The organism is Collinsella sp. AM20-15AC, from assembly GCF_003471405.1.
Classification (GTDB): Bacteria; Actinomycetota; Coriobacteriia; order Coriobacteriales; family Coriobacteriaceae; genus Collinsella.
The window spans coordinates 10,972-31,087 of record NZ_QRJA01000003.1 but is presented as its reverse complement, the minus strand read 5'-3'; the positions used below and the strand labels follow the sequence as shown (position 1 = coordinate 31,087).

Genomic DNA, 20,116 nt, shown 5'->3' with positions numbered 1-20,116 from the left:
ATCATTCCCCCTTCCCGATAACGACGTCATTTCCAACGACGGCCGTATCCTTGGTGGTATCGACAGAGCCGAGCTTCACGCCCTCTTCGACCGTGGAGTTCTCGCCCAAAATAGCGCGGCAGATGTGCGCGCCGCTCTTAACGTGCGCACCCGGCAGCAGCACGGAGTCCTCGACCACGGCGCGCTCCTCGATGATGACATCGGTCGAAAGGATCGAGTGGCGAGCGGTGCCGTAGATCTTGCAGCCATTGGAGACCAGGCAGTCGTCTAGGCGGCCGTCCGGGCCAATGTAGTGCGGCGGACGCGTGGTGATGTTGGACATGATGGGGAAGTTCTTGTCGAACAGATCGAACTCGGGGTTGTTACCCAGCAGGTCCATCGAGGTCTCATGGAAGCTGGCGATGGTGCCGACATCCTTCCAAAAGCCGTGGAACTCGTAGCTGTACAGGCGCTTGTTCTCACCGAGCAGCTTGGGGATGATGTCCTTGCCAAAGTCGTGGCTCGAGCGCTGGTCCAGAGCGTCCTCCTCGAGCGCCTCGATCAGCACGTCGGCCGAGAAGATGTAGATGCCCATGGAGGCGAGGTTCGAATCGGGCTTCTCGGGCTTCTCGGTAAACTTGGTGATGCGGCCGTCCTCGGGGTCGGTGGTCAGGATGCCAAAGCGGCTGGCCTCCTCCCACGGCACGGGCATAACGCTCACCGTGAGGTCGGCATTGTTCTCAATGTGCGTCTTGAGCATCTTGCGGTAGTCCATGCGATACAGGTGATCGCCCGAAAGAATCAGGACGTACTTGGGGTCGTTGGCCTTGATGTAGTCGAGGTTCTGCGTAATGGCGTCGGCCGTGCCCGCATACCAGGCGCCGCCGGTCTGCGTCTCGTACGGCGGCAGGATCGACACGCCGCCGTCGCGGCTGTCCAGATCCCACGCCTCGCCAGAGCCCACGTAGGCATGCAGCAGGTAGGGACGATACTGCGTCAGAACGCCCACCGTGTCGATGCCCGAGTTGGAGCAGTTGGAGAGCGAAAAGTCGATAATGCGGAACTTGCCACCAAAGCTAACCGCCGGCTTGGCGATCTTTTGGGTGAGTGCCCCCAATCGGCTGCCCTGTCCTCCTGCGAGGAGCATCGCGATGCATTCTTTCTTACTCATCGATTTCTCCTTCTGTCATCGATGTTCCTAAACCCATTGACGACGGGCGCGGCGCTCGGTCGCGCCCGTCGAGTAATGCCGTGCGGCAAAGGGAGCTCGCGCGCCTTTACGCGTGCCAGATCTCGTCGCGGTACTCGCGAATGGTACGGTCGCTCGAGAACCAGCCGGAGGAGGCGGTGTTGAGCAGGGCCTTGCGGTTCCAGGTCTCCTGGTCGCCGTAGCTGCCCGTGAGGTTCTCCCATGCATCCACGTAGCTGCGGAAGTCGGCCATGACCAGGTCGGGGTCGTTGTTGTTCATGAGCTCGTTGTAGATGCTCTCGAAATTGCCCGAAAGAGCCGCAAAGGTGTTGTCCTTGAGCTCGTCCATAACGCGACCCAGACGCTCGCGATCGCCGTTGAGGGTATCCCACGCAAAGTAGCTGTTGGATGCCCAGAGCTGCTCGACCTCGGGTGCGGTCAGGCCAAAGATGGCCTCGTTTTCGCGGCCGGCCAGGTCGGCGATCTCGATGTTGGCGCCGTCGAGGGTGCCCAGCGTAATGGCGCCGTTCATCATGAGCTTCATGTTGGAGGTGCCCGAGGCCTCCTTGCCGGCCGTGGAGATCTGCTCCGAGATCTCGGCGGCTGGGTAGATGAGCTGAGCGTTGCTCACACGGAAGTTGGGGATAAAGCAGACCTTCATGACCTCGTTGACGCGGGCATCGTTGTTGATGACGTCGGCCACGGAGTTAATGAGGCGGATGGTCTCCTTGGCAAAGGTGTAGCTCGAGGCAGCCTTGCCGCTAAAGATGAAGGTCGTCGGCGTCACGTGGAAGTTAGGATCGGCGATGCGACGGTTGTAGATGTCCATCACCTTCATGATGTTCATGAGCTGGCGCTTATAGGCGTGGAAGCGCTTTACCTGGACATCGAAGACGGTGTTGGGGTCGATAACCAGACCGGTCTCGGCCTTGACGTAGGCGGCCAGGCGCTCCTTGTTAGCGCGCTTGGAGGCACCCACGGCCTTCAGGAACTCGGTGTCGTCCTTAAACTCCTTGAGTTTCTCAAGCTCAAAGGCGTCTTTGAGCCAGCCATCGCCAATGGCCTCGGTCACGAGCTTGGCGTAGGTGGGGTTGGCCTCGGCAAAGAAGCGACGGTGCGAGATGCCGTTGGTCTTGTTGTTGAACTTCTCGGGCGTCAGGGCATAGAAGTCCTTGAGCACGATGTTCTTGATGATGTCGGAATGGATCTTGGCCACGCCGTTGACGCTGTGGCTGCAGATCACGGACAGGTTGGCCATGCGAATCTCGCCGTCCCACAGGATGGCGGTCTGGCGCAGACGCTCCTGCCAGCCCTCCTTCGTGGTGTCGAACGACTCGTGCCAACGACGGCTGATCTCGTCGATGATCTGGTACACGCGGGGGAGGAGCTTGGAGAACGTGCCGATAGGCCACTTCTCCAAGGCCTCGGGCAGGATGGTGTGGTTGGTGTAGCTCACGACCTGCGTCACGATGTTCCAGGCGTCATCCCACTCGAGCTTCTTCTCGTCGATGAGGATGCGCATGAGCTCGGGGCCGCACATGGCGGGGTGAGTATCGTTGGTGTGGATGGCCACAAACTGCGGCAGCAGCTCCCAGTTCGCGCCGTGCTCCTTCTCAAAGGTGTCGAGCAGGCTGTAGATGCCGGCCGAAACAAACAGGTACTCCTGCTTCAGGCGCAGCAGACGACCGTGCTCGCCGGCGTCGTTGGGGTAGAGAATGGCGCTAATGGCCTCGGCCTCGGCGCGCTCGGCATCGGCCAGGGCATAGTCGCCGCGGTTGAAGGCCTCCAGGTCAAAGTGCTCCTCGACCGGCTCGGCGGCCCAGACGCGCAGCTTGTTGACGGTCTCGCCGGCATAGCCCACCACGGGGATGTCATAAGGGACAGCCAGGATGTCCTGCGTGTCCACCGTGCGGTAGAACGTGCGGCCGTTCTCCTCAAAGCCCTCAACATGGCCACCAAACTTGATGGTCACGGCCTTGTCCTGACGACGGACTTCCCAAGGATAGCCGTGGGTGAGCCACTCGTCGGTGGCCTCGACCTGGCTGCCGTTGACGATCTCCTGCTTAAACAGGCCGTAGCGGTAGCGCATGCCGTTGCCGTAGCCGGCAATGCCCTCGGCTGCCATGGAATCCAGGAAGCACGCTGCCAGACGGCCCAGGCCACCGTTGCCCAGAGCCGGATCGGGCTCCTGGTTCTCGATGACGGACAGGTCAAAGCCCATGTCGTCGAGCGCCTCGGCGACCATGTCGCGCACGCCAAAGTTGAGCAGGTAGTTGTCGAGCAGGCGACCGATCAAAAACTCGATCGAGAAATAGTACACGCGCTTCTTGCCCTCGGCGGTCACACGGGCGTCACTCTTGGTGGCAACGGTGCGCGCCTTCTCGGCCACGAGCTTGGCCAGGGCGTTAAAGCGGTCGAGGTCGCTGGCGGCCTCGACGCTCTTGCCGCTGATGCTCATGACGGCATCGCGATAGAGCTCGGTAAACTCCTGCTTGTTGTCGAAGATCTTATTCATACGTTCCTTTCCCCCGGGGATGTTTCTCCCGGAACGGTTATGACTTGTATCCTACGCCTCGTCGGGGCGGGTAATTACAGCTGTAACGGTTTTGTTACGCATCCTTGGCAGACGGCTTATCAGAAGCAGACTTGGTCTTGGTAGCGGCCTTTTTGGCAGCTGGTTTCTTGGCTGCGGCCTTAGCAGCGGGCTTTGCGGCAGCCTTGGCCTTGGCCTTGGTCGTCGTGGCCTTCGCCTTAGCCGGAGCCTTCTTGGCAGCCGCAGGCTTAGGCTTCACCGAGGACGTGCGCTTTTTGGGCGCAGCCTTGGGCTCCTCGACCACGGGCGGCTTGTAGCTGCTGGGACCGCGGCGCTTAAGCACCACGCCAGCTAGGCCGGGCACCTTAATCTCAATGGAGTCCATCTGCCCGTTCCAGGGATAGGGCTCGCTCGAGCAGGTGTAGGGCTCCTCACCGGCGTATCCGCTGCCACCGAACTCGGGACGGTCGGAATCAAAGATGACCTCCCAGTCACCCTCGCGCGGCACGCCCACGCGGAAGCTCTCGTAGCTTGCCGGATCAAAGTTGATCAAGATCACCAGGTCGTCATCGACGTCCTCGCCCTGGCGCACAAAGCTCACGATGGACTGCTTGGAGTTGTCCGCATCGATCCAGGTAAAGCCGTCGTCGGTGTAGCCGCGCTCGTACAGGGCGGGCTCGGCGGTGTACAGGTGGTTGAGCGCCTTGATAAACGCCTGATGATGACGGTGGGTCTCGTACTCCTCGGTTAGGAACCACTGGATGGACTCGTAGTAGCGCCACTCAATAAACTGGCCAATCTCGTTGCCCATAAAGTTGAGCTTGGCGCCGGGGTGCGTCATCTGGTAGAAGGCGAGCGTGCGCAGGCCGGCAAACTGGCGCCACCAGTCGCCCGGCATGCGGCCGATCAGCGAGCACTTGCCGTGAACGACCTCGTCGTGGCTCAGCGGACAAATAAAGTTCTCGGTAAAGGCGTACATGATGGAGAACGTGAGCAGCCCGTGGTTGCCGGGGCGCCACGGAAAATCGGTCTGCATGTAGTGCAGGGTATCGTTCATCCAGCCCATGTCCCACTTGTAGTGGAAGCCCAGACCGCCGTCCTGCGGCGGGTAGGTCACGAGCGGCCACGCGGTGGACTCCTCGGCCATCATCATCACGTCGGGGAAGTGGGCCTCCACGGCGCAGTTGACCTGACGGATAAACGCGCTGGCGTCCAGGTCCTCCTCGGTTCCGTACTTGTTGAACTTCTTTTGGCCCGGATCGTCGATGCCAAAGTTGAGGTACAGCATGCTGGACACGCCATCCATGCGGATGCCGTCAACGTGGAAGTTCTCGAGCCAGTACAGCACGTTGGAGACCAGGAAGGAGCGGACCTCGCCGCGGGCGAAGTCAAACTTGTGCGTGCCCCAGTTGGGGTGAATCTCGTGCTCAAACAGCATGTGGCCGTTAAAGGTGGCAAGGCCGTGGGAGTCGGCGCAAAAACCGCCGGGCACCCAGTCCATGATCACGCCGATGCCTGCCTCGTGGCATGCATCGATAAAGTGCATGAGTTGCTGCGGGTCGCCATAGCGCGAAGTGGCGGCATAGTAGCCGGTCGTCTGGTAGCCCCAGGAGCCATCGAAGGGATGCTCCATGAGCGGCATGACCTCGATATGCGTATAGCCCATGTCGCGCACGTAGTCCACGAGCTCCACCGACAGGTCGTCGTAGGTGTAAAACTCGCCGCGCTGCGCGGGGAAGGGATCCATGGGGCCGGGATAGTTGCCATACTCGTCCGGCTCGCCCTGCGGCGCGTCGCCGTGGCGCTTCCACGAGCCAATATGCACCTCGTAGATGTTGAGCGGCTGCGACATGTGGTTGTGGCCGGCGCGGCGCTTGAGCCATGCGGCGTCGTTCCATTTGTAGCCATCGAGGGTCCACAGCACGCTAGCGGTACCCGGAGGGCACTCGGCCTTGAAGGCGTACGGATCGGCCTTGTAGAGCTTCTCGCCCTCGTTGGTCTCAATGAGATACTTATAGAGCTGACCTTGTTCTGCGCCAGGAATAAAGCCTTCCCAAATAGCGCTCGTATGCACGGGCACCAGAGGGTTGGCTTCCTCATCCCAGTCGTTAAATTCGCCAATGACATGCACGCTCTTTACATCGGGCGCCCAAACGCAAAAGCGCCAGCCGCGCGTACGGTTCTGCGTGTCGGGGTGCGCGCCCATCTTTTCCCAGCTGCGCTCCCACGTGCCGATGCCAAATAGATAGACATCGTCCTTGGTGAGCTCCGGTGCGTGCGGGGCGGCTTTACGGGTTGCGGGCTTTTTAGCCGTTGGCTTTAGCTTTGTATCGCTCACGTTTGATCCCATCATGACGCGGCAGCGTGTTGCCTTGGTGACTAGATGCGAAAGGTCCAAGGCTGCACGAATCGAAGGGACGTCGATAGTTCTATGATTCGTTCCACCTCGCGTGCTCGGTGGAACTTTCGGCAGAAACTACGATAACACCTGTACGTTACTTTTATGAAGGAAAGTGGTTTTTGGGCGGCGTTTAATCGGTAAGCGCCATGTTTAGACCACTGGCAGAATTGCGATGGTAAAACTCTTGACAGTTTTACCAATAAGGGTTTTTTGATTGTTGGTTTGACGTTTGGTAAAACGTTTTTAGCAGGTTGTTTACCCTTTGACATCGAAAGGTTCTTTTATGTCCCAGATCGCCGCCCACAATGTCGCTTTTATTTTCGATTGCGACGGCACACTGGTTAATAGCACCCCCGTTTGGGCCTATGCCCAGCCCGAGTTATTGCACCGCCACGGCATGGATGTAACGGTCGACGATTTTGCCCAGTTTGAGCATTTGTCGCTCGAGGACGAGTGCCAGGCCTACCACGACACCTGGGGCATTGGCGCGAATGGTGAGGAGCTGTACCGCGAGCTGAGCGAGATCCTGATCGATGGCTATTCCAAGGTGCCGCCGCGCGAGGGGCTCCTGGCGTTTCTGGAGCAGGCGAAGGCGGCCGGTATTGCCATGTGCGTTGCCACTTCTACACCGGCCGAGCTGGTTAAGTCTGCGCTAGCGGGAGCCGGGCTCGACGCGTACATGGAGTTTGTTACCACGACGGGTGAGGCAGGACGCTCCAAACAGTTCCCCGACGTATACGAGCTGGCGCTGCGCCGTCTGGAGGAGCACCATGGGCATCAGTTTGAGCGCGCATGGGTGTTTGAGGATGCGGTCTTTGGCCTTAAGAGTTCTGGCGCCGCCGGCTTTATGCGTGTGGGCATCTATGACCCGCATGGTCGTATGGAGCGCGACGATGTGTGCGCCAACTGCGATATCTTTATTGACAGCTATGAAGACCTGGATCTGGCCCGTGTTCTTTCGTTTGAGGGATAGGCGAGGGCTGTGGCTTGCAAGGTATTAGTGGTCTGCGGCTCGCCCGTGGTGGCGAGCGCGGATCTGTTGCGTAAGTTAGCAGGGGAGTGTGACCACGTTGTCGCCGTGGACCGCGGGCTCGACGCGCTACTGAACGCTGGCCTGGGATGCGACGTGTATGTGGGGGATGCCGACACGGTGGGTGATGCGGGTCGTGCGTTGGTCGACGCCGCCACCGACTTTGAAGTTGAGCGCCACGACCCATACAAGGACTATACCGATCTGGCGCTGGCGCTCGATTCCGTCCGCCGTCGCTGGCCGTGTGCCGAAGTGGTTGCGACCTGCGCCACCGGCGGCCGCCCCGACATGGCCCTAAGCGTCCTAGGCCTACTAGCAGCTTACAAAGATGCCCCCGTCTGGATCGCAGAAGACGAAGTAACGGCCCGCATTCTGCACGAAGGCGAATCCTGGACCATTGAGAATGCAACCGGCAAAACCTTCTCCATAATCGCCATAGCCCCCAACACCAAGGTAAGCGAACACGGCCTAGAATGGGAACTAGATCACGCTTCGTTAGGTCTACTAGCCGACACCGGCATCAGCAACGTCGTCAGGTCAACAGCCACAATCCAAGTCCACACTGGCACCGCCATCGCTTACCTATATCAATAGGTATTTAAAATCTGACCCAAAAAAAGTCCTTGCGCGTCGCGCCAACTTCCCCTATAGTGTTTCCTCGTCACGGGGGCGTAGCTCAGCTGGGAGAGCGCTTGACTGGCAGTCAAGAGGTCAGGGGTTCGATCCCCCTCGTCTCCACCATCGTGAATGTAAAGGCCTTCGGAATCTCGAAGGCCTTTTTTCATGCCAAAACGCCTCGCGTCACAAATCCTTCCTTACACCAACAAAAAGTTGCACAATTTATTTCCCATGTCTGTACATAGTTTGTTAGACAAGCGCAATTACCAGTGCAGCTCGCTGCTCCATTTGGGCTTCAGGAACGCTCCCAATTATTGCCAGTACCTCAATAGCCTGCATCAATGTGAACAACATCCCAAAACAACCCCCTTGAACACGCTAAATGAACGAAATGTTGTCCGCCATTAGCCAAATCAGTTTCGCTATCAGCTTGTGCTAGAATACTTAACGTTACATGAGTTCAACTGTGCTCAAGGCTCCAGCAAGTCATAAAGCGCAGGGTCGATCAGCATCCGGCCGTAACGGCGGTGCCAGAAACACCAGGAGCTCCAATATAGATGTCATGCGACGTTATTTGCATTGAGTTAATTCTAAGATGCATTTAATAGCTTGCGTGTCAAAGCGTAGCAGTCCTTCAGCTGTTTGCGTGCGGTGCAGTTTTGAATTCTCTTGACTGGATCGCACGCAGCCAGCTGAGTTTGTTGGTGTATTTGCGATACACACCAACAAACTCAGCGCTGCGTCATACATACCGTTCACGGTGGGGCAGAGCCACGTGCTTGTCTGACTGGGCTCAGGGTTTGAATATGGAGCGCCTCCGCGCACAAGCGCCCTGGCGAAGCCATACCCAAACCCCGTGAGCCACACGTAAGACAGAAAGGGGGTGGTGCTCGTGTGGTATGTAATCCAGGTCATTAACGGTCGCGAAGACGTAATGCGCGAGCGCATCGATCGCGTGGTGCCGGCTGGCGCCATGCAGGAGCTCTTTTATCCCCAATATCAAACCGAGATCAAAGTTCACGGCGAATGGGTCAAAACAACTAAGCCGCTCTTTTCCGGTTATCTTATCTGCGATACGGCAGATCCCCGCACCGTGCAACAGTATCTGCTACGCATGGACGACTTTGCCCGGGTGCTATCCCAGGACGGTCAGTTTGTGCCGCTGGCAAAAGAAGAGGTCCAGCTTATTGGCGGCTTTACGCACAGGGGGGACCGCGTAGTGCCCATGAGCGAAGCCCTAAAAGACGGTGACCAGGTCGTAGTGACGGCAGGTCCGCTGCTGGGCCACGAAGGCCTTATCAAAACCATAAACAGACGCAAGAGCACTGTTTATTTAGTGCTTGATCTGTGCGGCCGACGCGTTACTACGCGCGTTGGCCTCGCCGTGCTTTCAAGCGAGCAGCGCGTCATGCGAAACCTCAAAAAGGCTATCGCCTAAGTGCAGGCGACTGTTTGAGGGAACAGGGATGATCCCCGGGGGCGGGGACGTAGTGTTGGAAGAGAGCATGCAAAACAATAAAATGGTGGATGAGACAACGCTTGCTGTCACGCTTGAGGACAGGCGCGAGGCAGCTAAGCTCGACAATGTTGGAAAGCATGAGCCCAAGTTAAGTGAAAATGGTATTCCGGCTGATGTGCTTGAAAAGCTTTTGCCTGGCGACGACATCATTGAACTGGAAGAACCCGTCGTAAGCGGTGGGTTCTTCTACCGATTTATCAAGCGCTCTTTCGATGTTGTCTCCTGCGGTTGCGCGCTCATTATTCTCGCGATTCCGATGGCTGTCATTGCCGTCAAGATTAAGTCCGAGTCCGAAGGCCCCGTCATTTATGCACAGCGTCGCGTTGGCAAGAACGGCAAGGTCTTTAATGTCTATAAGTTCCGAAGCATGTACACCGATGCTGAATCTCGTGGTGCCCAGTGGGCTCAGGACGAAGATCCGCGCGTAACGCCATTTGGCAAGTTTATGCGCAAGACGCGTCTGGATGAAATCCCCCAGTTCTGGAACGTTTTCAGGGGCGATATGAGCCTTATTGGTCCGCGCCCAGAGCGTCCCGCCTTTTGCGATGAGTTCGAAAAGCGAATCCACGGTTGGCACTACCGCACCATGGTTCGTCCGGGTATTTCTGGCCTTGCCCAAGTGGCAGGCGGTTACGACCTGCTTCCAAAGGAGAAAGTCGTACTTGACTTGGAGTACATCGAACAGCGAAACGTTGCACTCGATTTGAAAATTATATTGAAAACGCTTGGCGTCGTATCTACAGGCGAGGGGGCACGATGAGCGAGTTCATTTTGCCTGAATACAGTGTTCTCATGTCTGTGTATAAGAACGACAAGGCCGAGTATTTGAATGCTGCCATTGATTCCATGGCGGGTCAAACTCATACGCCTCATGACTATGTAATTGTATGCGACGGTCCGCTGACTCCAGAACTCGATGCCTGCTTGGTAGATTGGGGAAAGCGCCTGGGCAGTGCCCTGAAGGTTGTGCGCTTGAAGGAGAACCATGGGCTGGGCTACGCCCTCAACGCGGGTCTTTCTGAGTGCAGGTGCAACATTGTAGCGCGCATGGACGCAGATGACATCTCGCGTCGCGAACGCTGCGAGGTTCTGCTCTCGAAGATGGTCTCTGAACGGCTCGACCTAGTGGGCGGGGCAATCGAGGAGTTCGATCGGGAGCCGGGCGATATGGGTGCAGTGAGAATGCCCCCGCTTTCGAAAAAAAACATAGACACATGGTTGAAGGAGAGGAATCCCTTCAACCATGTGTCTGTCGTGTTCGACAGACACATGGTTGATCTGGTTGGCGGCTACGAGCCATTTCCCTGGATGGAAGATTACTGGCTATGGGCGCGCATGATAGCAAAGGGCTGCCAATGCGCTAACGTCCCCGATATAGTGGCGGACGTGCGTACCGGCGAGGGCATGTATGCCCGCCGCTCCAACATGAGCTACCTGAAAAGCCAAGTCAGGTTCTTTTCCGAGCTTAGGAAGCTAGGTTTGGTCGGTCGAACAGGGCAGGTCAAAGCCGTCGCTGAGCGCGCGGTTGCTACGCTGCTGCCGACGGGCCTGGTGAAGCTTATGTACAACAAGTTGTTGCGCACAAGGGCAGGTGATGGTCGTGGGTGCTAACGTCATGCCGCTTGTGAGTGTGGTCATGCCCACGTATCGCAGAGAGAATACGTTGAAGCGCGCTATTAAGAGCGTTTTGGGGCAGACTTATAAAAACCTCGAGCTTATCGTAGTGAATGATAATGGGGACGATGGGTGGTTTACTCCTATAGTGAGAGACATCGTCGGCGCTTGCTCCAAAATCGATAGCAGAGTGCGTCTGCTGGAGCCCTCTGTCCATAAGAATGGAGCTTTCGCCCGTAACAGGGGCGTCGAGGCGGCCTCCGGCGAGCTACTGGCTTTCCTGGACGACGATGACTGGTGGGAGCCTGAGAAAATCGCTCACCAGGTTGAATCTTTCGTCTCGCTTTCCGACGACTGGGGCGTGGTCTCCTGTCGCGTAAAGCGTTACAGGGGTGACGAACTTCTTAGTATTCTTCCCAAACACCCCGATGGCTACGTCTACAAAGACGTAATGCTTATCGTCTCGGACTTTCCGACTGGCACGCTCATGGTTCGTCGGTCACTGTTTGAGGAGGTTGGCGGCTTCGACGAGAATCTCGTGCGTCATCAGGACCTTCAGCTACTTATAGAGTTAACCTACAGGAAGAAGCTGATACAGCTCGACGAGCCGCTCCACTGTTGCGATGTGGGCGACGATCAGAACCGGCTTGGCCCAGATGATCTCGTCGAGGCAAAACGAGCCTTGTTCGAATCAGTCTCCGATGTATACGGCAGTCTTGAACCCTCAGAGAAGCGAGCTGTGGCCGCTGCCCAAAGTGCAGAGGTGGGTCGCATGAGGATAAAGAAGGGCGAGACGCTGAAAGGCGCAGCCGACATCCTCGGCTTGCTCGCCGCCCCTGAGGCATTGATCAAGACTGTCGAGAAGGCCCTGCTGAGGGCTCGAGGTAACCGTGAGGCTCGAAAAGTCGGTGATGCCTCGTGACATCAGTTAAAACGGCTATGGCGACAAAACACGCAAAGGCTCACGCACGATTTGACGGAAGTTTTCCCGTCTCTGAGCAGAGGATCATCGACTGGTTCCCTGCCGCAGCGCTGTTTATCTTCGTCGCTTACCACGGACTTCGCGATACTATCGCCTCCATGGTTGGCATGTACAGCTTGGTCGTGTATGCACTGACGTTTGCTGCCTGGTTTTTACTCGCGGCCTATTGGCTGCGTGAAGGGATGAAACTCACCAAACGTTTTATCCTGCTTCCGACTGGCGTTTTTGCGGTATTCGCGTTCTACATGGCCGTGCGGCACATAGACGTTTACATATTTGAGGAGTACGCTCTCCCGCAGGCCTTAAACCCGATGGGTGGAATGGTTGCGTTCGTCTTTCTGGCCTCGCAGAACGATGCGAGTCGTGCCGACGCGGCGCTGAAGCTAGCCACCGTGATAATGACGGTGTTCCTCCAGTCGTCGCTGGGGAGTGTTATGCAGGCAACGACTGTGGCCGGCTACGACATGGGCCTGGGCTTCGACGCGTTGTTCTTCGCTCTGCTCTCGCTGCACTTCATCGTGGACTGTAGGGGCGCGAGGAGTCTGCCCATGACAGCTGTTTGGGCGCTGTGCACCGTGTCCAACGTGGCGCTGATACTTTCGTACGGTTCCCGCGGCCCTCTGCTTGGCCTTATCGCTTTCGCGGCGCTGAGATTCTTCGTGTACATCTTCGGGTCAAAGGGTCCAATCCTAAGGAAGATTCTCGCATCGGTACTCGTTCTTGGTCTCGTCTTGACTTTAATTACCTTCCTTAACGACCTTGTCTATATGCTTAACCATCAGCTTAACTCGATAGGGATTACCTCGAGGACCCTGGAGAAATTTCTATATGCCGACATCGCTAGTGATAGTGGGCGCTCGACTATTTGGAACACTCTCATCCCGCGGATTACGGCCCTTGGTAACGGGCCTTTTTCGGATCAGGCGTATCTGGGGCCCGGCAACTACTGCCACAACTTCTTCCTCGAGGTCTTTTATGACTTTGGCATTCCGTTCGGAATTGTCATTTTGTGCGTTCTCGCCTGGTTCCTCGTTCTCTCATTTTGGAGCTGCAACGTGTCCCCCTGGTTCCCCATCTTCCTTACTCTTCTAGCGTTTTGCATCGGGCGTCTCGGACTTTCCGGCACTTTCTGGACGGAGACCTATTTCTGGGGGCTGCTCGCGGTAATGGGGCTTTGCACTGCTGACCTCAAAAAGAATGCAGCCGCCGCTTCGAAGGAGGCTGCTCGCTGATGGCATCCAGACGATACAACGCTGTCCGTAACATCGTTTGGGCAGTCATTAATAAGATTTTCGTAATCATCATGCCGTTCGCAGCGCGCACGGCCATGATTTACTACCTGGGTGTGGAGTACACCGGTCTGGGAAGCCTTTTCACTTCTGTCCTTACGGTCCTATCGCTTGCCGAACTCGGTTTCAGTAGTGCGATGGTCTTCAGTATGTACGAGCCCATCAACAAGGGAGACAGGCCGAAGCTTTGCGCGCTTCTTTCGTTCTACCGTCTCGTATACCGCGTTATCGGTATTGCTGTACTCGTCGTCGGCGTTACGCTTATGCCATTCCTGCCGTCGCTCATCAAGGGCAGCGTCCCCGGCGGTATCAATATCTACTTCTTATATGGGGTCTACCTTTCGAACACCGTCATCGGTTACTTCCTGTATGCGTATAAGGTTTCCTTGCTCACCGCTTACCAACGCGGCGATGTGGTGAGCAAGGTGGGCCTGGTTACGAGCGTAGGAATGTACGCTTTTCAGATCGCCGCCCTCGTTCTCACCCAGAACTTCTACGTCTATGCGGTGCTTTTGCCCCTCTCAACTATCGTCAACAATATCGTCTGCAACGTTCTCTCGAACCAGCTTTACCCGGACATTGTGTGTGACGGCAAGCTCGATCGTGAGACCGTCCGCGACATTGCAAAGCGCGTCTCAGGCGTGTTCCTCTATAAACTCAGCTCTACGACCAGGACTTCATTCGACAGCGTCGTTATTTCTGCGTTCCTGGGCCTTTCGGTCCTAACGCAGTACCAGAACTATTTCATGATTGTCAGTTCGGTGTCAGGCATGCTCGCCGTTGTCATCAATGCTATTACCGCAAGCGTCGGTGACGGCATCGTTTCGAAATCTCGCGACGAAAACTATGAAGACTTCAGAGTATTTGTGTTTCTTTACATGGCAATTGCTGCCGTCTGCTCGTCTTGTCTTCTTTGCCTCATTCAGCCTTTCATGAGAATTTGGGTTGGTAGCGATCTGTCAATCGCGGACGGCCTCGCTGCACTATTCGTCCTTTATTTCTATGTCCAGACAATGGGCGATATCGTATATCTCTATAGGACAGCAGCTGGGCTTTGGTGGCAGGACCGCATACGACCGATTATCGAATCTATCGCCAATGTCATCCTGAATTTGTTGTTCGTCCAACTCTGGGGATTTGCCGGTATCCTGCTGGCTACGATCACGACCCTCGTGCTCATCAACTTCGGCTGGGGTGCGTGCATCCTTTTCAAGCACTATTTTAAGCGTGGTATAGGTGATTACCTCGCCCTTCAGGCGCGGCAGCTCATTGCCATGATCGCCGCCTGCGCCGTCTCTTATTTCATTTGCGGCTTCATCGGTGTCGCTGGCGTCCCTGGGCTCTGCCTGAAGCTCGCCTGCTCACTTATGTTGTCATTGGCGGTCCTATGGGCCTTCAGCTTTAAGTCCGACCTATTCAGTCAGAGCATGGACTTCATGAAGGGGACCCTGCGACTCCTATCCAGTAAAACAGTCTAAAGGAGGAAATAATGGAGTTTATCAACCTTAAGAAGCAGTATGAATTGCTCCGACCGAACCTTTCCGTAAGGGTCGACGAGATCATGGCCGGCGCTCATTTCATCGGAGGCCCAGAAGTGGGCGAGCTCGAGGAGAGGCTAGCTGACTACGTTGGACGATCTCACTGCCTCGGGTGTGGCAATGGCACTGAGGCGCTCCAGCTCGCTTATATGGCTTACGGAATCGGCGCTGGCGACGCAGTCTTCTGTCCCGCGATGACTTTTATTGCATCCGTGGAGCCCGCCGTGATGCTCGGCGCCACTCCGGTCTTTTGCGATATCGAGCCTGACACCTTCAACCTTTCGCCAAGCTCTCTCGTAGAACAGATAGAGATCGTCGAGCGCGAGGGCAAGCTTAGGCCTCGCGCGGTCGTCGCGGTTGACTTCCTTGGCAATCCTGCCCGCTTCGACGAGATCTCTAAAATTTGCGCTGACCACGGTCTTCTGCTGATCGAGGACGCCGCACAAGGTACCGGTGCCTCTTACAAGGGTTCCCGCTGCGGCTCGTTTGGCGACATCGCCTGCACGAGTTTCTTCCCCTCGAAGCCGCTCGGCTGTTACGGTGACGGCGGTGCCGTCTTTACCGATGACAACGAGATTGCCGGCCTTATCGCTTCTTTGAAGGTGCACGGCAAAGGGTCGAGCAAGTACGACAACGTCCGCGTTGGCATGAATTCGCGCCTCGACACTATTCAGGCGGCGGTCCTTCTGGCAAAGATGGACTTGCTCGACACCGAGATGGATAAACGTCAGGAAGTCGCAGCTCGTTATTGGAAGGCATTTGAGGGCAAGATTCAAACCCCAAGGATCACTGAGGATTCCACGAGCTCCTTCGCTCAGTTCGTGCTTATCGCAGAGTCCGAGGAGCAACGAGATCATGTTGTCGCTTCCATGAAGAAAGTGGGCGTGCCATCCCTCGTCTACTACCCGAAGCCCCTTCACCAGATGAAGGCCTTCGGCGGTCACGTCGTCCAATCGTTCCCAAACGCCGAACACTACGCGCGGTGCAACTTTGGCATCCCATTTTCACCCTACATTACCGAGGAGGAGCAGGACGAGGTCGTCTCTGCTGTCCTCGCAGCTCTCTAGACCAGCACGTATGGGAAGGAAGGAACATGAAATACGCTCTTATTGGCTGTGGAAGAATCGCAGTCAACCATATCAAGGCTGTCGCCAACAACAACTTGGATCTCATTGCCGTCTGTGACATAGACCCTTCCAAGTTCGATACCATGTTCGAGAAGGCCGGCTTCGGTGACTTCCCCGGAACTGAGCGTTGCAGTGACTACTCCGCGATGCTCGACGCTCACCCTGAGATCGAGCTCGTTGGCATCGCGACCGAGAGCGGCGAGCATGCGAAGATCGCCCTCGACTGCATCGAGCGCGGCATCAACGTTATCATCGAGAAACCGATGGCAATGTCCATGCAGGACGCCGACCTGATCGTCGAGCGATCCCACGAGAAGGGCGTTAAAGTCTCCGTCTGTCATCAGAACCGCTTTAATCTCGCTATCCAAAAGCTGAGGGAGGCACTAGACGGGGGTCGTTTCGGGACTATCTCCCATGGTTCGATCAATGTTCGCTGGAATCGTGGCAAATCCTATTACGATCAGGCACCCTGGCGAGGAACATGGGAGCAGGATGGCGGCACGCTCATGAACCAGTGCATCCATGGCATCGACCTGCTCAGATGGATGCTCGGAAACGAGGTCGAAGAAGTCTACGGTGCCACGCGACAGCGTTTTCATGACTACCTTGAGGCCGAAGATGTGGGCGTTGCCGTCCTGAAGTTCAAGAACGGCGCTGTTGGCACCATAGAAGGCACCGCAAACGTTTACCCAAAGAATCTCGAGGAGACGCTCTACGTTTTCGGAGAGACAGGCACCGTCAAGGTCGGCGGCACCTCGACGAACAACATTGACGTATGGGACTTCGCTGAGGAGACCGGTGCCGATGCAGAGACGAAGAGACTTCATGAGGTCACGAGCAATGTTTACGGCAATGGACACATCGCGCTCTATGCTGACATGATTGACGCCATCAAGAATGACCGCGCACCCTATGTGGATGCCATTGCCGGTAGGAATGCACTTGAAATCGTGCTTGCGATTTACAAGAGTCAGAAGACCGACGAGCCTGTCAAGCTCCCTCTACAAAATTTTGCCTCCATTGACATGGCCGGCGAGTTCGGCAAATAGGAGCTAATTTGCCTATTCTGAAACATATCCAAACGTTGCGACACGTTGGAGTTGGACCATCTGCTAAATGGGCACGGGACAGGGCCGTTGCACCTCTAGTCCCCGCTATCCACAAGATGCGCTGGTCGAAACACTCATCTGAGGCTGGGTATTCCGGGCTCTCCGCCGAGCACCACGAGGTTCCTCTCGTAATCTCGCTAACAACGTTTCCTGCGAGGACGAGGACTGTGCATCTCGTTGTCGAGTCATTGCTCATGCAGACCTGTAAGCCTGACGTGCTTGTACTTTGGCTCGCGCGCGAACAGTACCCGGGCGGCGAGGCCGATTTGCCAGAGAGCTTGACCGGATTGAAGAGGTACGGCCTCGATATACGCTGGTGCAGTGACATGCGCTCATATAAGAAGCTCATACCGACACTGCGCGAGTTTCCAGGGGCCGTAGTGATTACGGCGGACGATGACATCTACTACGGACCGCATTGGGCCGAAAAGCTTTACCGTGCCTATATGGAGAATCCTAGGGCGGTGCATTGTCACCGGGTGACGAAGTTCTACAAGGACGAGGGTCAGTGGCGCACTTCTCCCGGCGGATACGATGTGTACCCGTTTCCGACCTACCTCCATAAGCTGACGGGGGGCAGTGGCGCGATCTATCCGCCCGCACCACTGCCCCCCGAGATGCTGGACGAATCGCTGTTCATGAAGATCGCCCCAACAAACGACGACATTTGGTTTTGGCTAATGGCGGCCCGTGCGGGCCTGCCCTGCAACGTGGTGCGGGGCAGCGAGCCCGCGCTCTTCTATGTGGAGGGCTCGCAGGAGCAGGCGCTTACCAAGGTTAACGATCAGGGGGAAAGGCTGTTCTGGAAGCAGTTTGGCGCGGTACTGGAGAAGTTTCCCGATGCAGCGAGGTTGCTCGACAATGAATGGAGCAGGGTCCGAGCTATTAACGGCGCGGGTGCCCTTAAGGAGGAATAAACCGTGACAATCAGCTCTAAGCTTAAGCGTCTGGCAGCAAGTGTCGACACGTACGGGTTCGCCTATATTATCGAGCGCGCAAGAGCACCGCACAACCAGATCGGTAGTCTTCCCTGCATGAGGAAGAGGCAGGAGCTTTATGCCGGCATGTCGGTGGCGGAGCGCGCTGCCGAGCTCAAGAGACTCTTCATGTGCGGCACGGGAAGGAGGCTCGACCTCTCCAATCCTAAAACCTTCGACGAGAAGATGCAGTGGCTCAAGCTCTACGGTGAATCAGACCTAAGGGCACGCCTCATCGACAAGGTGGTCGCCCGCGAATGGGTCGCCGAAAAGGTTGGCGAGAAGTACGTCGTGCCAATGCACGGCGTTTGGGATTCCTTCGATGAGATTGACTTCGATACGCTGCCTGACCGGTTCGCTCTCAAGTGCAATCATGGCGCAGGTTACAACATTATCGTCCATGACAAGTCGAACCTTGATCTTGCAGATGCGAAGGTCAAGGTCGATGGATGGATGAGTGAGAACTATGCCTACGGCCAGATGATGGAGCTGCAGTACGAACATATTGCGCCCAAGGTCTTTGCCGAAGAATACATGGAGAACGCCGGCGGCGACATCTATGACTATAAGATTTATTGCTACGACGGTGAGCCGCTCTACACCCAGTTCCTCTGTGACAGGGCAACGGGTCTTCGCATGGCATATTTTGACAACGAATGGAATAAGCAGACGTTCCGATATTCTCAGCATGCTCTCATTACTGAGAATATTGAGCGTCCTGACAATTTTGACGAGATGCTCGACGTGGCCCGTGCACTCTCGGAAGGCTGGCCATTCGTGCGCGTCGACCTGTACCGTCTGGACGACGGGACAGTCAAGTTCGGCGAGATGACTTTCATCCCTGCCGGCGGCATGATCGACTGGGTCCCAGCGAGCACCGACCTGTTGCTCGGCGAGGGCATTGAGCTGCCGCTTGGCAAAGCCGGGAGGTAGTCCATGCGCATACTGATCATCGCCCCCTACTTCGCCCCGAACCCAGAGGTTGCTTCTGTTCGCATGGTGAGCCTGTCGTCGCAGCTCGTCTCTGACGGCCATTCCGTTACTGTGCTATGCCTCTCTCGAAAGGGTCTGCTGCGCGAGAACGCACCCGAGGAGCTGACTGCTAGCGTGCCCGACGGAGTGCGGACCATACGTTTCGATTTGGACTATTCGACCGCACCGCTGGTAGCCGATTACCTGAACGGCAAGCGGTTCGCTCGAGCCCTTTCGAGCTTGGTGGACCCTGCGAACTACGACGTCGTACTCAATACCTGCGGGCCGTATTACCCGCTGGAGGCAGCATCGATCATTGGGCGCTGGGGAATCCCCTACGTTCTGGACTTCCGCGACCTGGGGGCTATCAACTATCGGCCTGCGATTGTATCAGGTTCCGGGGCCGGCGCGGCCAAAGCTGCGCTCAAGCGGCTCTATGGCAAGCTCATAAAGCGCCGCGAGCGCAGGGCGGTGAGCCTTGCCGACCGCGTCATTTGCATCAGCGGCATCGACCTCGAGGCGATGGAGCGGGCCTACGGCCTGGGCTCGAAGGCGAGCGTCGCCACCAACGGCTTCGACGAAGCCAGGCTCGTCTCCATTCGTCCAAGTGGCGATAAGCCCTTTGACCTCACCGCCGCCGTCTTTGGCAAGTTCATGTACTACGACAAAGACAAGGCGGCTGCCATTTTGGAGGCGATTTGTGAGATTCGGGCGCGTGGCGTTGACGCTGGACTCGCCCACATCGGAAAGAAGTACGACTGGATTGATGGGGTCATGAAGTCCAAGTGCATCGATTCGGCCTGCTACTTGAACCTTGGGCTGATGGAATACCAAGCAGGTATGGCGCGTCTGGGAGACGCCGATTTCTTTGTGGTGGAAGACACCTCGCCTGATGACGTGGGTACCAAGATCTACGACTACATCTTCTGGAACAAGCCGGTTGTCGCGGTGGTGCCGCCCGAGGGGCCGCTCGCCAAGCTGCTCTCGGGCTTTGCCAACGGTTTTGTGTGTACGACGAGCGACGAGGTTCGCGCTGCGGTGGAGAGGATTGCGGCGGAGCGCTTGGACTGCCTTGACCCGAACCTTGACCGCGACCGGTTCTCGCGTAGGCACCAGAACAAGCTCATAGAGGGCATCTTGGAAGACGCAGTGAAGGAGGCACGCCAGCGATGATACGCACGAAGGAAGACCTGCGCCGCTACATGGAAGCTGACAAGAGGATGCTCGAACGGGGGGGGG

16 protein-coding genes and 1 tRNA gene are annotated in these 20,116 nt (G+C 56.8%); 14 read left to right on the top strand and 3 right to left on the bottom strand.

Features of this window, described 5'->3' with window-relative positions; all coding sequences use genetic code 11:
- Position 1: 1 nt before the first annotated feature.
- From DW233_RS01725 to glgB, 3 genes are all read right to left on the bottom strand, one after another.
- Entirely contained in the window at positions 2 to 1,150 is a 1,149-nt protein-coding gene (locus tag DW233_RS01725; protein WP_035138263.1) for a glucose-1-phosphate adenylyltransferase, read from the bottom strand.
- Positions 1,151 to 1,256: 106 nt separating this feature from the next.
- Positions 1,257 to 3,683, bottom strand: a complete 2,427-nt coding sequence (locus tag DW233_RS01720) for a glycogen/starch/alpha-glucan phosphorylase (RefSeq protein WP_118266381.1) — start codon at positions 3,681 to 3,683, stop codon at positions 1,257 to 1,259.
- Between the two features lie 94 nt (positions 3,684 to 3,777).
- The gene (glgB, locus tag DW233_RS01715; RefSeq protein ID WP_118266379.1) at positions 3,778 to 6,054 is read right to left on the bottom strand and encodes a 1,4-alpha-glucan branching protein GlgB; all 2,277 of its coding nucleotides are present in this window, start codon (positions 6,052 to 6,054) and stop codon (positions 3,778 to 3,780) included.
- Between the two features lie 331 nt (positions 6,055 to 6,385).
- Here glgB and DW233_RS01710 point away from each other — a divergent pair, with 331 nt between their 5' ends.
- From DW233_RS01710 to DW233_RS01645, 14 genes are all read left to right on the top strand, one after another.
- Positions 6,386 to 7,075, top strand: a complete 690-nt coding sequence (locus DW233_RS01710; RefSeq protein ID WP_118266377.1) for an HAD family phosphatase — start codon at positions 6,386 to 6,388, stop codon at positions 7,073 to 7,075.
- Between the two features lie 9 nt (positions 7,076 to 7,084).
- The gene (locus tag DW233_RS01705; protein WP_118266375.1) at positions 7,085 to 7,726 is read left to right on the top strand and encodes a thiamine diphosphokinase; all 642 of its coding nucleotides are present in this window, start codon (positions 7,085 to 7,087) and stop codon (positions 7,724 to 7,726) included.
- Between the two features lie 71 nt (positions 7,727 to 7,797).
- Positions 7,798 to 7,873, top strand: a tRNA-Ala gene (locus tag DW233_RS01700).
- A 769-nt stretch (positions 7,874 to 8,642) separates the two neighbouring features.
- Positions 8,643 to 9,188, top strand: a complete 546-nt coding sequence (locus DW233_RS01695) for a transcription termination/antitermination NusG family protein (RefSeq protein ID WP_233547900.1) — start codon at positions 8,643 to 8,645, stop codon at positions 9,186 to 9,188.
- A gap of 55 nt (positions 9,189 to 9,243) precedes the next feature.
- Entirely contained in the window at positions 9,244 to 10,029 is a 786-nt protein-coding gene (locus DW233_RS01690) for a sugar transferase (protein ID WP_158567781.1), read from the top strand.
- Complete coding sequence (locus DW233_RS01685) at positions 10,026 to 10,880, top strand: glycosyltransferase (protein WP_118266369.1); 855 nt, start codon at positions 10,026 to 10,028, stop codon at positions 10,878 to 10,880. Before DW233_RS01690 ends, DW233_RS01685 begins: the two co-directional genes overlap by 4 nt.
- Entirely contained in the window at positions 10,870 to 11,805 is a 936-nt protein-coding gene (locus DW233_RS01680; RefSeq protein ID WP_158567780.1) for a glycosyltransferase family A protein, read from the top strand. The genes DW233_RS01685 and DW233_RS01680 overlap by 11 nt, the downstream gene beginning before the upstream one ends.
- Entirely contained in the window at positions 11,802 to 13,097 is a 1,296-nt protein-coding gene (locus tag DW233_RS01675; RefSeq protein WP_199574559.1) for a hypothetical protein, read from the top strand. The genes DW233_RS01680 and DW233_RS01675 overlap by 4 nt, the downstream gene beginning before the upstream one ends.
- Positions 13,097 to 14,632: a polysaccharide biosynthesis protein gene (locus DW233_RS01670; RefSeq protein ID WP_118266364.1), complete on the top strand. Its 1,536-nt coding sequence runs from the start codon at positions 13,097 to 13,099 to the stop codon at positions 14,630 to 14,632. Before DW233_RS01675 ends, DW233_RS01670 begins: the two co-directional genes overlap by 1 nt.
- An 11-nt stretch (positions 14,633 to 14,643) precedes the next feature.
- Positions 14,644 to 15,759, top strand: a complete 1,116-nt coding sequence (locus tag DW233_RS01665) for a DegT/DnrJ/EryC1/StrS aminotransferase family protein (protein ID WP_118266362.1) — start codon at positions 14,644 to 14,646, stop codon at positions 15,757 to 15,759.
- A 26-nt stretch (positions 15,760 to 15,785) separates the two neighbouring features.
- Positions 15,786 to 16,868, top strand: a complete 1,083-nt coding sequence (locus DW233_RS01660) for a Gfo/Idh/MocA family protein (RefSeq protein WP_118266360.1) — start codon at positions 15,786 to 15,788, stop codon at positions 16,866 to 16,868.
- Positions 16,869 to 17,095: 227 nt separating this feature from the next.
- Complete coding sequence (locus tag DW233_RS01655; RefSeq protein ID WP_118266359.1) at positions 17,096 to 17,845, top strand: hypothetical protein; 750 nt, start codon at positions 17,096 to 17,098, stop codon at positions 17,843 to 17,845.
- 3 nt (positions 17,846 to 17,848) lie between these two features.
- On the top strand, positions 17,849 to 18,838 hold the full coding sequence (locus DW233_RS01650) for an ATP-grasp fold amidoligase family protein (RefSeq protein ID WP_118266357.1): 990 nt from the start codon (positions 17,849 to 17,851) through the stop codon (positions 18,836 to 18,838).
- A 3-nt stretch (positions 18,839 to 18,841) separates the two neighbouring features.
- Positions 18,842 to 20,050 (top strand): glycosyltransferase, encoded by a 1,209-nt coding sequence (locus tag DW233_RS01645; RefSeq protein ID WP_118266355.1) that lies wholly within the window; start codon positions 18,842 to 18,844, stop codon positions 20,048 to 20,050.
- Positions 20,051 to 20,116: the final 66 nt, after the last annotated feature.

What these genes read in the sequence shown, in the direction of transcription:
- DW233_RS01660 (WP_118266360.1), top strand. Translation starts at nt 15,786, where the DNA reads ATGAAATACGCTCTTATTGGCTGTGGAAGAATCGCAGTCAACCATATC.
- DW233_RS01665 (WP_118266362.1), top strand. Translation starts at nt 14,644, where the DNA reads ATGGAGTTTATCAACCTTAAGAAGCAGTATGAATTGCTCCGACCGAAC.
- DW233_RS01685 (WP_118266369.1), top strand. Translation starts at nt 10,026, where the DNA reads ATGAGCGAGTTCATTTTGCCTGAATACAGTGTTCTCATGTCTGTGTAT.
- DW233_RS01670 (WP_118266364.1), top strand. Translation starts at nt 13,097, where the DNA reads ATGGCATCCAGACGATACAACGCTGTCCGTAACATCGTTTGGGCAGTC.
- DW233_RS01720 (WP_118266381.1), bottom strand. Translation starts at nt 3,683, where the DNA reads ATGAATAAGATCTTCGACAACAAGCAGGAGTTTACCGAGCTCTATCGC.
- glgB (WP_118266379.1), bottom strand. Translation starts at nt 6,054, where the DNA reads ATGATGGGATCAAACGTGAGCGATACAAAGCTAAAGCCAACGGCTAAA.
- DW233_RS01725 (WP_035138263.1), bottom strand. Translation starts at nt 1,150, where the DNA reads ATGAGTAAGAAAGAATGCATCGCGATGCTCCTCGCAGGAGGACAGGGC.
- DW233_RS01710 (WP_118266377.1), top strand. Translation starts at nt 6,386, where the DNA reads ATGTCCCAGATCGCCGCCCACAATGTCGCTTTTATTTTCGATTGCGAC.
- DW233_RS01645 (WP_118266355.1), top strand. Translation starts at nt 18,842, where the DNA reads ATGCGCATACTGATCATCGCCCCCTACTTCGCCCCGAACCCAGAGGTT.